Raw genomic sequence first — 14,565 nt, 5'->3', positions numbered from 1 at the left:
TATTGCAAGACTAGCAGTTGATTATTATAAGTTGTAATTAATAATATAATCAGGATGGTTTTGCAGGGTTATTAATATTTATAAGACAACAGTATGTTTATTATAAGGAGTGCAAATGACATTTTATGTCTGCATTATTTATAAAAGACAGCTGTTGTTTTTTTATGTAATAGGGAATTTCGATAGAATTTCCTATACATAAAAGGTGCTATGTGCCGATGATGCACACTTGCACGAAGATGTAGGTTGTCGCAAGCGACAGTGCTTAGTGTGAGAAGGTGCTTCATATATTTTATTTATATAGGAATATTTTATGCTTGACTTGAAGTTAACTCTAAATGCTATTATCAAAATGTAGAGTTAATAATCAGGTTTAATTAATAATTATATGAGGTGATTAATTATGAGAAGAAATAATATTAGAAAAACAGAGGCACTTATAATGGCATTTGCATTATCAGCAAGCCTGTTGTTAACAAGTTGTGGCAACCAAAATACTAATGGTGACAGTGTTAATGAAAATAATAGTACAACAGACGAAGCTGGAATTAATCACGATTATCCGGTAATGTTGTTCTCTTATGATAAGAATGATACTAATTATGAAGAACCAGAAGCGTTTAATTCAGAACATCTTGGCGGCAATTATGGTGAGATTGAGAAGATAGAATATTATTCTCCAACTACTAATGCTACAAGAAATGCCAATGTGTATCTTCCATATGGATATGATAAGAGTAAAAGCTATCCTGTAGTATATCTTCTTCACGGAATGAGTGGAACATATGAAGATTACAGGGTTCTTGGTGCAAGACCAACAGCACAGAATATTGTGTATGAATACAACCGCAACGATATGATATTAGTAAGCTTTACTGTATTTACGGATGTTGACGGAAAGCAGGAATCTGATTATGGATTTTCGGATTTAACTGCAAGATATGATGCCTGTGAAAATGATGTGATTAATGCTCTTATTCCATATATTAATTCGCATTATTCAACTAAGATAGGCAGGGAATACACAGGAATTGCGGGATATTCATTAGGTGGACGGGAAGCTCTTTATTTATGCTTTGCACACCCTGATATATTTGGGTATGTAGGTGCATTTGAGCCTGTTGGAGGAGTTGTTAATACAGGAAGCGGTGAAACATTATATGGCAACAGGGGATATCTTCTTCCTGAGCTTGTTAAGGAAAGCGGGGAAGCACCACTTCTTACACTTATAGTAACAGGTGATGAAGATCCATATTGCAGGGTATCATCAGAGAATTATTCAAGATATATGACAGAACATTCAATTGACCATATATTCTATTACAGACACGGCGGACACGAGGCAGGTGTATGGAATAATGGCTTATATAACTTTCTAAGGCGGATATTCTAATGAAGATTGTATTAAATAACTTAATTATTGTACAAATGTATAATTATACATTGACTTATTGCTAAATAATCTATAAAATTAATAGCTATACAGGTTGTATAACTACAACTATAGAAAATGGAGGTTGTAATATGTATTCATTTGATGAAGTATTGAACTATGATCCAGAATTAGCTAAAGCTATGGATGATGAATTAGCAAGACAGAGAAGCCATATTGAATTAATAGCTTCTGAGAACCTTGTAAGTAAAGCTGTTATGGCAGCTATGGGAAGCCCTCTTACTAACAAGTATGCAGAAGGATATCCTGGAAAGAGATATTATGGTGGCTGCGAATATGTAGATGTTGTTGAAACACTTGCAATTGAGAGAGCTAAGAAGTTATTTGGTTGTGAATATGCCAATGTTCAGCCACATTCAGGTGCACAGGCTAACTTAGCAGCATTCTTTGCTATGGTAGAACCAGGTGACACTGTTATGGGTATGAGCCTTGACTGTGGTGGACACCTTTCACATGGTTCACCAGTTAATATCTCTGGTAAATATTTTAATATAGTTCCTTATGGAGTTACAGCCGAAGGTTTTATAGATTATGATGAAGTATTAAGAATAGCTAAGGAATGTAAGCCTAAGATGATTATTGCTGGTGCATCTGCATATGCAAGAGTCATCGACTTCAAGAAGTTCAGAGAGATAGCTGACGAAGTTGGTGCTTATCTTATGGTAGATATGGCTCATATCGCTGGTCTTGTAGCGGGTGGAGAACATCCAAGCCCAATTCCTTATGCTGATGTAGTTACAACTACAACACATAAGACATTAAGAGGACCAAGAGGTGGTATGATTCTTTCATCAGCAGAAGCTGCTGAGAAGTTCAAGTTTAACAAGTCTGTATTCCCAGGAATTCAGGGTGGTCCACTTATGCACGTTATTGCTGGTAAGGCAGTATGCTTAAAGGAAGCCCTTGACCCAAGCTTTAAGACTTATGCTAAGAATATTGTTGACAATGCACAGGCTCTTTGCTCAGGTCTTATGAACAGAGGATTTGATATCGTATCTGGTGGTACAGATAATCACCTTATGCTTGTTAATCTTTTAAGCAAGAATAAGACTGGTAAGGAAGTAGAAAAGCTTCTTGATGCAGCTAACATTACTTGTAACAAGAATACTATTCCTAACGATCCAGCTTCACCTTTCGTAACAAGTGGTATCAGACTTGGTACAGCCGCAGTTACAACCAGAGGCTTCAATACAGAAGATATGGATGTAGTAGCAGAAGCTATTGCATTACTTGTAGATGACGTTGATGCTAATCAGGCTAAGGCTATGGCTATGGTTAAGGAACTTACAGACAAGTATCCTCTTTATGAATAATGCTGGAATATATAAGAAATGAACTTCTGGGGATGACTGATAAAGGAGAATATGCAGCATTTACATCCTCACTTATTCCTGGCTGCGATAATATAATAGGAATAAGACAACCGGTATTAAAGCAATATGCAAAACAGCTGATAAAGGAGAATAAGGATTTCCGGCAGCTGCTTAGTGAACCGGATATTTATCAGGAAGAAACACTGCTTAGAAGCTACATAATAGGAATGGGAACAGCGAAGGAGAAAGACTTTAAGAAGGCTTTAAAAGACTTCAACACATTCGTTCCTCTTGTGAACAACTGGGCTGTAAACGACAGCTTCTGTGTAGAATTCAGGGTTATGGATATGTTTCGGGACGAGTTTCTGCCATACATAAAGGAATGTATAGAATCGTTTGATGAATACAGGGCAAGAGTAGGGCTTATAATGCTGTTAGACCACTATTTAAAGGTTGATATGCATGGCATGAAAAGACCGAGAATGAAAAAGGTTACTATTAAAGATATAGAAAGCACAGATGAAATAAATTGTGCTAATGGTTTATATCTTGATGATATATTTTCACTTGTAAACAGGGATTTTTCGGCCTATGGATATTATACACAGATGGCAGCAGGCTGGCTTCTTGCGGAATGTTTTGTTACATTTCCAAAAAGAACGTGGGAATATCTTACAGATACCGACTGCTTAAAGTTAGATAAGTTGTCATATCAGAAGGCGGTACGAAAGATATGTGAATCGCTCACGCCGGATAAAGAAGTTAAACTAAAAGTTAAAAAGGATCTGAAGCAGATGTAATAATCTGTTTCAGGTCTTTTTTTATTGCTTTAGTATATTTTAATAATTTGAATATCAAAATAACCTTGACAAACACATAAGTTTTGTAGTATAAAAATAATGTTTGAAAATCAAAGTAAGATAATCAAATTGTTAGTAAGTCAAATAAATAAGGACAAAAAAGTATGATAAGAACAAGAATCATAGGAACAGGAAGCTATGTTCCACCAGATATATTGACTAACGATAATCTGTCAGAAATGGTAGATACGAGTGATGAGTGGATAAGGACAAGAACTGGTATATGTAACAGACATATAGCAAAAGATATGGATAATGCTGATATGGCATATAACGCTGCAAGAAATGCAGTAGAGGATGCACGTATTGAAGCTTCTAAGATTGGTCTGATTATAGTTGCAACGTCAACTCCTGATTATGCTTTTCCTAATCAGGCATCACTTGTACAGGCAAAGCTTAAAGCAGTAAATGCTATGTGTTTTGATGTAAGTGCAGCATGTTCAGGTTTTATTACAGCCCTGGATATTGCAGCTTCAATGTTAAAGGCAGGTTCGTATAAATATGCACTTGTTATTGGTTCAGAAAAAATGTCAGAAATAGTTAACTGGAAAGACAGAAGTGTGTGTGTGCTTTTTGGAGATGGTGCTGGTGCAGTGGTTCTTAAAGCAGTTGATAACAACACAGAAGATGTTACAGGTGCCTTAGTTGGTCATGAAAGAGGAATTATTGACAGCAATATCTACAATGATGGAACAGGTGCATCTGTTTTAACAGGTGGCAGAAGATTTTCTGATTCATGCAGCACAGATATATTTATACATATGGATGGACAGGAAGTGTTTAAATTCGCCGTAAAGAGTGTTCCTACAGCTATAGAAACACTTTTACATAATAATAATATGGATATTAATGAAGTTGATAAGTTCATATTGCATCAGGCTAATGTACGTATTATAGAGAGTGTAGCTAAAAGACTTAAGGCTGATAAAGATAAGTTTCCAGTCAATCTGAATGAATATGGAAATACATCATCAGCAAGCATTCCTATTCTGCTTGATGAGTTAAACAGGAATGGAAGCTTAAAACAGGGAGAGAAGCTTGTACTTGCCGGTTTTGGTGCAGGATTAAGCTGGGGAAGTATTCTGCTTGTATGGTAGCACGGTTAAAGATGCTAAGCTTATTATATAGATATTTGCAGACTGCTTACTAAAAGATATCAGGCAGCCGGATAAGCGGCATTTTAACATATATAAGATGTTTATGGCAAAAGCTTTGCCATAGATATCAAAGTTGTGGGCTTTTGACCCCGACAACATATAATAAAAAATAATAAGAATTAAGGAGATTTAACATTATGTTTGAAAAAGTAAGAGAATTAGTTGCAGCACAGTTAGGTATAGATGAGGCAGTTATTAAGCCTGAGTCTAATTTCAAGGAAGATCTTAAGGCAGATTCACTTGATCTTTTTGAACTTGTTATGTCACTTGAGGATGAGTGTTCAGTAACTATTCCATCTGAGGAGCTTGAAAAGATTCTTACAGTACAGGATGTTGTTGATTATATCGAGGCTAACCAGAAATAGTTATAAATGTCAGGAAGGAAGATAAGTTATGAAAACTCGTGTAACAGAGCTTCTTAATATAGAATATCCTGTTATACAGGGCGGTATGGCATGGGTTGCAGATGCTAATCTGGCAGCCCACGTCAGCAAAGCCGGTGGAATGGGATTTATTGGAGCAGCTAATGCGCCGGCAGAATGGGTTAAAGAACAGATACATATTGCAAGAAAGATAACAGATAAGCCAGTTGGTGTTAATATTATGCTTTTAAGTGATTATGCAGATGAGATAGCACAGCTTGTTATTGATGAGCATATAGAAGCAGTAACAACAGGTGCAGGCAATCCAAGCAAATATATGAAGGCCTGGAAGGAAGCTGGAATAAGGGTTATTCCTGTTGTGGCATCAGTTGCACTTGCAAGAATGATGGAACGTGCCGGAGCAGATGCAGTTGTAGCAGAGGGCATGGAATCAGGTGGACATATCGGCGAGGAAACGACCATGACACTTGTACCACAGGTTGTTGATGCAGTTAATATTCCTGTTATAGCAGCTGGCGGAATAGGTGATGGCAGAGGTGTATGTGCGGCATTTATGCTTGGTGCAGAGGCTGTACAGATGGGAACAAGATTCGTTGTGGCTAAGGAGTCAAATGTCCATCAGAATTATAAGGACAGAGTTATAGCTGCCAAGGATATAGATTCAGTAGTAACTGGCAGAAGTACAGGTCATCCAGTAAGGTCACTTAGAAACAGCATGACAAGAGAGTATCTTGATATGGAAAAAGAAGGCGTTGAGTTTGAAAAGCTTGAAAGACTTACTCTTGGAACACTAAGAAAGGCTGTTGTGGATGGTGATGTCAAGCAGGGAACTGTAATGGCAGGTCAGATAGCAGGTCTTGTCAATAAGGAACAGACATGTGAAGAGATTATTAAGGAGCTTATGAAGGAAGTCTCTGAGGTATATAATTCACATAATAAGCTGGCATAAAACAGTGTATGGAAATGAGGATTTAAAAGGTATGGGAAAAACAGTTGTAATGTTTCCAGGACAGGGAAGCCAGCGTACTGGAATGGGAAGAGAAAGCTATAATAGCTGCACTTCATCAGTAAAGTGCTTTAAGAAGGCTGGTGAACTGACAGGTATCAATATGGAGCATTTAATATTTGAAGAAAATGATCTTCTTGATAAAACCGAGTATACACAGATTGCGTTATATGTAACAGAAATCGCCCAGCTTGCTGATATGGTTGAGCAGGGCCTTACGTATGATGCAGCTATTGGACTTTCATTAGGTGAATATAGTGCACTTACTGCAAGTGGTGCGCTATCTTATGAAGATGGTGTAAGACTTGTAAGAAACCGTGGAATATATATGGAACAGGAGGTTCCGGCTGGTATAGGCGCCATGGCTGCAGTTATCGGGCTTACATCAGATGAGGTTGACAGTGTACTTGCTAAATATAACAAGGATAAAAGTGGGAACACAGAGTCTGATAATGATATGTATCCTGATACAGTTTCCGCAGCTAATTACAACTGCCCTGGCCAGATAGTAATATCAGGTAAAAAGGAATGTGTACAGGAGGCTATGGAAGTGCTTAAGGAAGCAGGAGCAAGAAGAACACTCCTTCTTAATGTAAGTGGACCGTTTCATTCAAAGCTTCTTAAGGGCGCAGGTGATAAGCTTATGAAGGATCTTGAAAAAGTTACTTTTGATAAAGTGAAGTATCCTTATGTGGCAAACTGTACAGCTGAGTATGTGGATGAGAATACATCCAGTGGATATATAAAAGAACTTCTTTCAAAGCAGGTATATAGTTCAGTACGTTTTGAACAGTCAGTCAGAAAAATGATAGCCGATGGTTATGATACATTTGTTGAGGTGGGACCAGGAAAGACTTTATCTGGCTTTGTTAAAAAGATAGCTAAGAGCATGGAAAAGGAAGTAGTTATAAAATAACAGGCAATAAATGCAGACAAGATATTGGTAAGGCTTTAGCAATATTGTATCGATGAAAGGCAGTGTGTTATGTGTATGGATAATTGTATAAAAAGATATGAAAACAAGATAGTGCTTGTAACCGGAGCTAGCAGAGGAATAGGAGCTGCTATAGCTGCCCGTTTTGCCAAAGAGGGGGCTGTGGTTATTGTTAATTACAGTGGTAATGATGAGGCAGCAGATAGAACAGTTGAAAATATTCTGGCTGCCAACGGAAAGGCAGAAAAATACAAGTGTCAGGTTGATTCGTATGAAGAAACTGAAAAAATGATTACATATATAATGGATAAATATAAGAGAATAGACATTCTTATAAATAATGCAGGTATAACAAAAGATGGTCTTATCATGAGAATGAAAGAGGAAGATTTTGACAGAGTTATAGATGTTAATCTTAAGGGAACATTTAACTGCATAAGACACGTAAGCAGATACATGTTAAAGCAAAGAAGCGGAAGAATAATCAATATGTCATCAGTTGTAGGCATAGCTGGTAATGCAGGACAGGTTAATTACAGTGCTTCTAAAGCAGGTGTGATAGGTATTACCAAATCTGCGGCAAAGGAGCTTGCATCGCGAGGAATAACTGTTAATGCAGTTGCACCTGGATATATTGATACAGATATGACAAAGGTTTTATCTGATGAACAGAAGAAGTCAGTACTTGATATGATTCCTCTTTCAAGAATGGGAAGCGTGGATGATATAAGCAATGCTGTAGCATTTCTGGCATCAGATGAAGCAGCATACATAACAGGACAGGTGATATCAGTAGATGGAGGTATGAATATCTGATGAGAAGAGTAGTTGTTACAGGTATGGGTGCAATAACACCTATAGGTTTAAGTGTGGATGAATTCTGGAATTCTGTTAAAGAGAATACAGTTGGAATAGATAATATAACAAGATTTGATACAACAGATTATAAGGTTAAGCTTGCAGCAGAGGTAAAGGATTTTGATGCTAAGAATTATATGGATTTCAAGGCAGCTAAAAGGATGGAAAAGTTCAGCCAGTATGCTGTTGCGGCCGCGCATGAGGCTATGAAGGATTCGGGGCTTGATATGGCTAAAGAGGATGCTTTCCGTGTTGGTGTATCAGTAGGCTCTGGTGTTGGAAGCCTTGAAGCTATGGAAAGCAATCACAAGAAGCTTCTTGAAAAGGGTCCATCTAGGATTAATCCGCTTCTTGTACCTCTTATGATAACTAACATGGCAGCTGGCAATGTATCAATACAGCTAGGTTTAAAGGGTAAGAATATAAATGTTGTTACAGCATGTGCTACTGGAACTAACTCTATAGGTGAAGGCTATAGAAGCATACAGCATGGAGAAGCAGATGTTATGTTTGCAGGTGGAACTGAAAGTTCTATATCTCCTATTGGAATCGGTGGTTTTGCTGCGCTTACAGCACTTTCAACATCTACAGACCCTAAGAGAGCCTCTATCCCATTTGACAAAGAAAGAAATGGCTTTGTCATGGGTGAAGGAGCAGGTGTGGTTGTACTTGAAGAACTGGAGCATGCTTTAAAGAGAGGAGCGCATATATATGCAGAGATCACAGGCTATGGCTGTTCTTCTGATGCATACCATATAACATCACCTATGGAGGATGGAAGTGGAGCTGCATATGCTATGACAAGTGCCATGAAGGAAGCAGAAGTAAAACCAGATGATATCGATTATATAAATGCACATGGAACAAGTACCCATCATAATGATCTTTTTGAGACAAGGGCGATCAAGCTGGCACTTAAGGATGCAGCTTACAATGTGCCTGTAAGTTCAACAAAATCCATGGTTGGACATCTGCTTGGTGCAGCGGGCGCAGTTGAGTTCATAGCCTGTGTCAAGTCAATCCAGGATGGTTATATACATCCAAATGTAGGACTATCAGAAACAGAGGAAGAAATGGATCTTAATTATGTCAAGGATGAAGGAATCGAAAAGGACGTTGATGTAGTCATGACGAATTCTCTTGGTTTTGGTGGACATAATGCAACTCTTATAGTAAGAAAGTATTCATAATATGATGAACGCTTAAAGTACATAAGTAGATTGCTGGTGAGATATATGGAATACCAGAATATGAATAAAAGGTCATGAAGAAATGGAGATAATATATGGAATTAGAAAATGTAATAAAGCTCATTAATGCTGTATCAGAATCTTCACTTACAAGCTTTAGCATGGAAGATGGCGACACTAAGCTTTCGCTTGGCGCTGACAGAAGTGACAGGGCAGCTGTTAAAGAAACTGCCGGTGCTGATGATATAGTTAATAGCGATAACGGCAATGAATCAGGATTGAATAAATCGGACATTAAAACTTCTGATGATAATGTGCTTACTGTTAATTCACCACTTGTAGGTGTATTTTACAGTTCAGCATCTCCGGAAGCTGATGCATATGTAGCAATAGGTGACAGGGTTAAAAAAGGTCAGGTAATCGGTATAGTAGAAGCAATGAAGCTTATGAATGAGATTGAAAGTGATTATGATGGTGTGGTTACTGATATTCTTGTAGATAATGAACAGATGGTTGAATATGGACAGCCTATGTTTGTTATAAAACCAGTCTGACAATACATCGGTATCAAAGGCATGGGTTTTTGATACCGACATTATATATATGAAATTCGATTATTTAATATAAGGAGTTAAGTATGCTTACAACAAAGGAAATAATGGATATTATACCACACAGACATCCTTTTCTGCTTGTGGATACGATAGATGAACTTGAGCCTGGAATAAAGGCAACAGGATATAAGTGTATTACATATGATGAGCCTTATTTTGCAGGACATTTTCCAGCTGAGCCTGTTATGCCGGGGGTCCTTCAGATAGAGGCATGCGCACAGGTAGGCGCTGTTGCGATACTTTCGCTGGAAGAAAACAAAGGTAAAACAGCATATTTTGGTGCAGTTAATAATGCAAGATTTAAAAGAAAAGTAGTTCCTGGTGATAAACTTAAGATGGAATGTGAGATTATAAAGAAAAAAGGACCAGTTGGCGTGGGAAAGGCTGTTGCGACGGTAGATGGCGAGGTTGCACTTACAGCAGAGCTTACATTTATGGTAGGTTAATCCGTCTGATGTTATAAATATAATATGTGGATTATGGAATGATTATAAGGAGATGAAGCTGTGTTTAATAAGATATTGATAGCGAACAGAGGCGAAATAGCTGTTAGAATAATAAGAGCCTGTAGGGAAATGGGTATACAGACAGTTGCAGTATATTCTGAGGCGGATAAGGAAGCACTTCATACGCAGCTGGCTGATGAGAGTGTATGTATAGGAAAGGCAGCAGCTAAGGATAGTTACCTTAATATGGAAAGAATATTGAGTGCAACAGTAGCTACACATGCAGATGCAATACATCCAGGCTTTGGATTTCTTTCTGAAAACAGTAAGTTTGCATCATTATGTGAAAAATGTAACATCACATTTATAGGTCCAGATTCAGATATCATAGAGAAAACAGGTAATAAACAGGAAGCAAGAAATACAATGATATCAGCAGGTATTCCAGTTATTCCAGGAACCAAAGAACCAGTTATGGATGCAGAAAGAGGAAAAGAGCTTGCAGACAATATAGGTTATCCTGTTATGGTTAAAGCTGCACTTGGCGGCGGTGGCAAGGGGATGCGTGTTGTATATACAAAAGAAGATTTTAAAAGGGAATTCGATAACGCACAGAGAGAAGCTGTGAATGGCTTTGCTGATGGCACAATGTATATAGAAAAATATATAGAAAAGCCAAGACATATAGAGTTCCAGATATTAGCTGATAAATATGGAAATACAATTCATCTTGGTGAAAGAGATTGTTCAATACAAAGAAATCACCAGAAGTTAGTTGAGGAATCACCCTCTCCTGCGTTGAATGATGAATTAAGAAAGAGAATGGGAGATACTGCAGTGGCAGTGGCTAAGGCAGTTAACTATGAAAATGCAGGAACAGTTGAGTTTCTTCTTGACAAAAACGACAATTATTACTTTATGGAGGTAAATACCCGTATTCAGGTCGAGCATGGTATAACGGAACTTGTGACAGGTGTTGATCTTATAAAGGAACAGATAAAGATAGCAGCCGGCGAAAGTCTTGGTATTAAGCAGGAGGATGTAAGGATACATGGTGCTGCCATGGAAATAAGAATCAATGCTGAAAACCCTGAAAAGAACTTTGCACCTAATCCGGGAACAATAAAGAATATACATATACCAGGTGGTAATGGTGTAAGAATAGATACTGCAGTTTATAGTGGATATACGATACCTCCTTTTTATGATTCCATGATAATGAAGGTTATGACATATGCAAACGACAGGAAAACAGTGATTGAGAAGATGAGAAGTGTCCTTGGCGAGATTATTATTGAAGGTGTCACAACAAATACAGATTTTATGTATGATATATGCCAGAATGAGAAGTTTATTAAAGGTGATGTCAGTACAGATTTCATACCAGAGGAGTATCCACAGGTATGTAAAAAATAGTTGTTCGTTATGCACAGTAAGAGTGCGTGGAAATGAGGATTTATATGCAGATAAAAGGCTTGTTTAAAAAGAATATCCATAAAAATAAAATCAACAATCTGGATAGCAGTAATATAAATGTTCCAGATGGATTATATACGAAATGTCCGGTTTGTTCAAAAATAATTTTAACAGAGGACATGTATCTGAATAATTGTGTATGTCCGGAATGTGGATATTATATGAAGCTGGATGCCAGAACAAGGATATCCATGGTAGTGGATAAGAATACATTTTCAGAATGGGATACTAACATTGAAGAGAGCAATCCATGTGAATACCCAGGTTATGAGGAGAAAATCCAGAATCTTAAAAGAAAAACAAATCTTGATGAGGCAGTAATAACCGGTGTTGGAAAGATAGATGGCAGCAAAGCTGTTATAGGTGTCTGTGATACAAGATTTCTTATGGGCAGCATGGGCGAAGTTGTAGGTGAAAAGCTTACACGGGCAGTTGAGAAGGCTACAGAGCAGAAGCTGCCGGTTATTATATTTACATGCTCAGGCGGAGCCAGGATGCAGGAGGGAATAGTATCTCTTATGCAGATGGCAAAGATAAGTGCCGCATTAAAAAAACATGATGAGGCAGGACTTTTATATATCACTGTTCTTACTGACCCTACAACTGGAGGTGTAACTGCAAGCTTTGCTATGCTTGGAGATATTATACTTGCAGAGCCAGGTGCCCTTATAGGTTTTGCAGGACCAAGAGTTATCAGACAGACTATAGGACAGGAACTGCCAGAAGGGTTTCAGAGAGCTGAATTTCTGTTAGAGCACGGCTTTGTGGATGCGATAGTTAAAAGGGATGAGCTAAAGAAGACACTTGCGCATCTGCTTGACATACATAAGTACAGTGGAGCTTATACAGAAGTTAAAGAAAATGTGGATACATACCGGAGCAATTCAGATATTATGAAGAAGTATCTTGAGTATCTTGATAATATATATTTCAAAAAGATAGATAGAGAAGAAGAAAAAAAGGCTGAGGCTGATAATAATCTGTATAATGAGTATGATGTATGGGAAAAGGTTGAAATAGCAAGAAGCAGTGAAAGACCTAATGCCGCAGATTACATAGAAAAAATAACTAAAGATTTTTTTGAACTTCATGGTGACAGAAACTTTTGTGATGATAAAGCAATAATAGGTGGAATCGCAACATTTGGCGGCATTCCTGTAACAGTCATAGGACATATGAAGGGTAAGACTACTAAAGAGAATATATCAAGAAACTTTGGAATGCCTAATCCCGAAGGGTATAGAAAGGCACTAAGGCTTATGAAGCAGGCTGAAAAATTTAACAGACCGGTTATATGTTTTATAGACACTCCAGGAGCATATTGCGGTCTTGGTGCAGAAGAGCGAGGCCAGGGAGAAGCTATAGCAAAGAATCTGTATGAAATGAGCAGTCTTACAGTTCCGGTATTGTCAATAGTAACTGGCGAAGGTGGAAGCGGTGGTGCACTTGCACTAGGTGTTGCCAATGAGGTATGGATGATGGAGAATTCCATATATTCAATACTTTCACCAGAAGGCTTTGCATCGATACTGTGGAAGGATTCTAAGAAAGCAAAAGAGGCTGCGGAAATAATGAAGCTGACGGCAGCAGATTTATATGAGCTTGGCATAATAGAGAAGGTCATTCCGGAATATCCGGTTATAAATGAAAATAATATAAAAAGAGTGACATTATATATGAAACGCATGATATGTGATTTTATGTACAGATATATTGATATGGACAAGGAAGAACTTGCAAGACAGCGGTATAACAGATTCAGGAAAATGTAAGAAAGCACTAAATCTATTACATTTTTTTATGGTTGTATTAATATAATTGTGTTAATATGATTATGTTAATGTGATTGTTTTAATGTGATTGCGTAGGAAGATTACGGAATTGTTATATCTAAACAGAAAGAAGGAATATATATGTCATATGGATACAGACAATACAGGGATACTGCTCATAGATGGACACAGATAGGTGTTGGTTTAATATCTGTAATAGCAGGTCTTATACTTATTGTATGTGTAACGGCACCTATGTATGTCTCAAGCATGTTAAAGGATGCAGGACTGTCAGCTGCTATATCGCACCGTTTTATGGATACTGTTTTTGATTCACTTGGGGATAATATGGAGGCGTTATCCAGAATTCAGACAAGTATAGAGGATTCTAAGATAGTAGACAGAATAGCACAGAAATATACAACGGCTATGGTTGACGGGATGCTTAAAGAAAAATCCTTTGATGATATAGAGATTAATATAGATGCAGAGCTGGATGAGCTTATGGATATGACATATAACAAAATAGCATCTAATATCAATATGGGAAATATACAGGAAACAATAGTCAGGGCAGCTCTTAGCTATAGTAAAAATGCTGCAAATGAGGCTATAAATAATTATGCCAGTGGTATATATGGTGATATATCTTATCGTCTGCAGCCGCTTATAAAGGTATATGGAATAATAACGTCTGTTGTGTTTAAGATATTGATGCTTTTAATATATATCACATTATTGATTGTTATCATTGCATTTAATCCTGTCAGGGTTGTAAGGTACACACTCCCATGTATATTTGTCATAACAGGTGGTATATATATTTTTATTGCAAATATAATTGGAAACAGATGTATGGCGGCTGTAAGTAACAGATATCTAGGAAGAACTGTGTTTATAGATACTCAGATTGCTTATAGGGTTATGGGTGTTATGTGTATACTGGCAGCAGCTTCTTATGTTATTACTTTGATATATGGAATGGTTGTGAAAAACAGGAGAAAAAGAATATAGAAATATCTGAGATTAATGTTTGATAAGAGTTTATTAGAGTTTATAAGAGCTTATAAAAACTCATAAAACATTATAAAAGATGAAAAATG

The 14,565-nt window shown here is 37.3% G+C and carries 14 protein-coding genes; all 14 read left to right on the top strand.

Annotated features, from left to right (window positions below; genetic code table 11):
* Positions 1 to 403 precede the first annotated feature (403 nt).
* The 14 genes from C7390_RS07310 (at position 404) to C7390_RS07245 (ending at position 14,476) form a co-directional block, all read left to right on the top strand.
* Positions 404 to 1,393, top strand: coding sequence for an alpha/beta hydrolase (locus C7390_RS07310; protein ID WP_022502250.1), 990 nt, complete (start codon positions 404 to 406; stop codon positions 1,391 to 1,393).
* A gap of 152 nt (positions 1,394 to 1,545) precedes the next feature.
* Positions 1,546 to 2,766 carry a serine hydroxymethyltransferase gene (gene glyA, locus C7390_RS07305; protein WP_456362883.1) on the top strand — a complete coding sequence of 407 codons (1,221 nt, stop codon included), beginning with the start codon at positions 1,546 to 1,548 and terminating at the stop codon, positions 2,764 to 2,766.
* A 32-nt stretch (positions 2,767 to 2,798) separates the two neighbouring features.
* Positions 2,799 to 3,566, top strand: coding sequence for a DNA alkylation repair protein (locus C7390_RS07300; protein WP_172677790.1), 768 nt, complete (start codon positions 2,799 to 2,801; stop codon positions 3,564 to 3,566).
* A 164-nt stretch (positions 3,567 to 3,730) separates the two neighbouring features.
* On the top strand, positions 3,731 to 4,723 hold the full coding sequence (locus C7390_RS07295) for a beta-ketoacyl-ACP synthase III (RefSeq protein WP_022204245.1): 993 nt from the start codon (positions 3,731 to 3,733) through the stop codon (positions 4,721 to 4,723).
* Between the two features lie 197 nt (positions 4,724 to 4,920).
* Complete coding sequence (gene acpP / locus C7390_RS07290; protein WP_022204246.1) at positions 4,921 to 5,148, top strand: acyl carrier protein; 228 nt, start codon at positions 4,921 to 4,923, stop codon at positions 5,146 to 5,148.
* 28 nt (positions 5,149 to 5,176) lie between these two features.
* Entirely contained in the window at positions 5,177 to 6,115 is a 939-nt protein-coding gene (gene fabK, locus C7390_RS07285) for an enoyl-[acyl-carrier-protein] reductase FabK (RefSeq protein WP_022502249.1), read from the top strand.
* Between the two features lie 31 nt (positions 6,116 to 6,146).
* Complete coding sequence (gene fabD, locus C7390_RS07280) at positions 6,147 to 7,088, top strand: ACP S-malonyltransferase (RefSeq protein WP_022204248.1); 942 nt, start codon at positions 6,147 to 6,149, stop codon at positions 7,086 to 7,088.
* A 75-nt stretch (positions 7,089 to 7,163) separates the two neighbouring features.
* Positions 7,164 to 7,922, top strand: a complete 759-nt coding sequence (gene fabG / locus C7390_RS07275) for a 3-oxoacyl-[acyl-carrier-protein] reductase (RefSeq protein WP_055176620.1) — start codon at positions 7,164 to 7,166, stop codon at positions 7,920 to 7,922.
* Positions 7,922 to 9,154: a beta-ketoacyl-ACP synthase II gene (fabF, locus tag C7390_RS07270; RefSeq protein WP_022204250.1), complete on the top strand. Its 1,233-nt coding sequence runs from the start codon at positions 7,922 to 7,924 to the stop codon at positions 9,152 to 9,154. The genes fabG and fabF overlap by 1 nt, the downstream gene beginning before the upstream one ends.
* Before the next feature lie 95 nt (positions 9,155 to 9,249).
* Positions 9,250 to 9,708, top strand: a complete 459-nt coding sequence (gene accB, locus C7390_RS07265) for an acetyl-CoA carboxylase biotin carboxyl carrier protein (RefSeq protein ID WP_022204251.1) — start codon at positions 9,250 to 9,252, stop codon at positions 9,706 to 9,708.
* A gap of 83 nt (positions 9,709 to 9,791) precedes the next feature.
* On the top strand, positions 9,792 to 10,214 hold the full coding sequence (gene fabZ, locus C7390_RS07260; RefSeq protein ID WP_022204252.1) for a 3-hydroxyacyl-ACP dehydratase FabZ: 423 nt from the start codon (positions 9,792 to 9,794) through the stop codon (positions 10,212 to 10,214).
* A 60-nt stretch (positions 10,215 to 10,274) separates the two neighbouring features.
* Positions 10,275 to 11,630 carry an acetyl-CoA carboxylase biotin carboxylase subunit gene (locus C7390_RS07255; protein WP_055176063.1) on the top strand — a complete coding sequence of 452 codons (1,356 nt, stop codon included), beginning with the start codon at positions 10,275 to 10,277 and terminating at the stop codon, positions 11,628 to 11,630.
* 44 nt (positions 11,631 to 11,674) lie between these two features.
* Entirely contained in the window at positions 11,675 to 13,462 is a 1,788-nt protein-coding gene (locus tag C7390_RS07250) for an acetyl-CoA carboxylase carboxyl transferase subunit (protein WP_022502246.1), read from the top strand.
* Between the two features lie 141 nt (positions 13,463 to 13,603).
* Complete coding sequence (locus tag C7390_RS07245) at positions 13,604 to 14,476, top strand: hypothetical protein (protein WP_022502245.1); 873 nt, start codon at positions 13,604 to 13,606, stop codon at positions 14,474 to 14,476.
* Positions 14,477 to 14,565 lie beyond the last annotated feature (89 nt).

This window comes from Bacteroides galacturonicus, assembly GCF_003096855.1.
Classification (GTDB): domain Bacteria; phylum Bacillota; class Clostridia; order Lachnospirales; family Lachnospiraceae; genus Lachnospira; species Lachnospira rogosae.
This window is presented reverse-complemented; position numbering and strand designations above follow the sequence as displayed.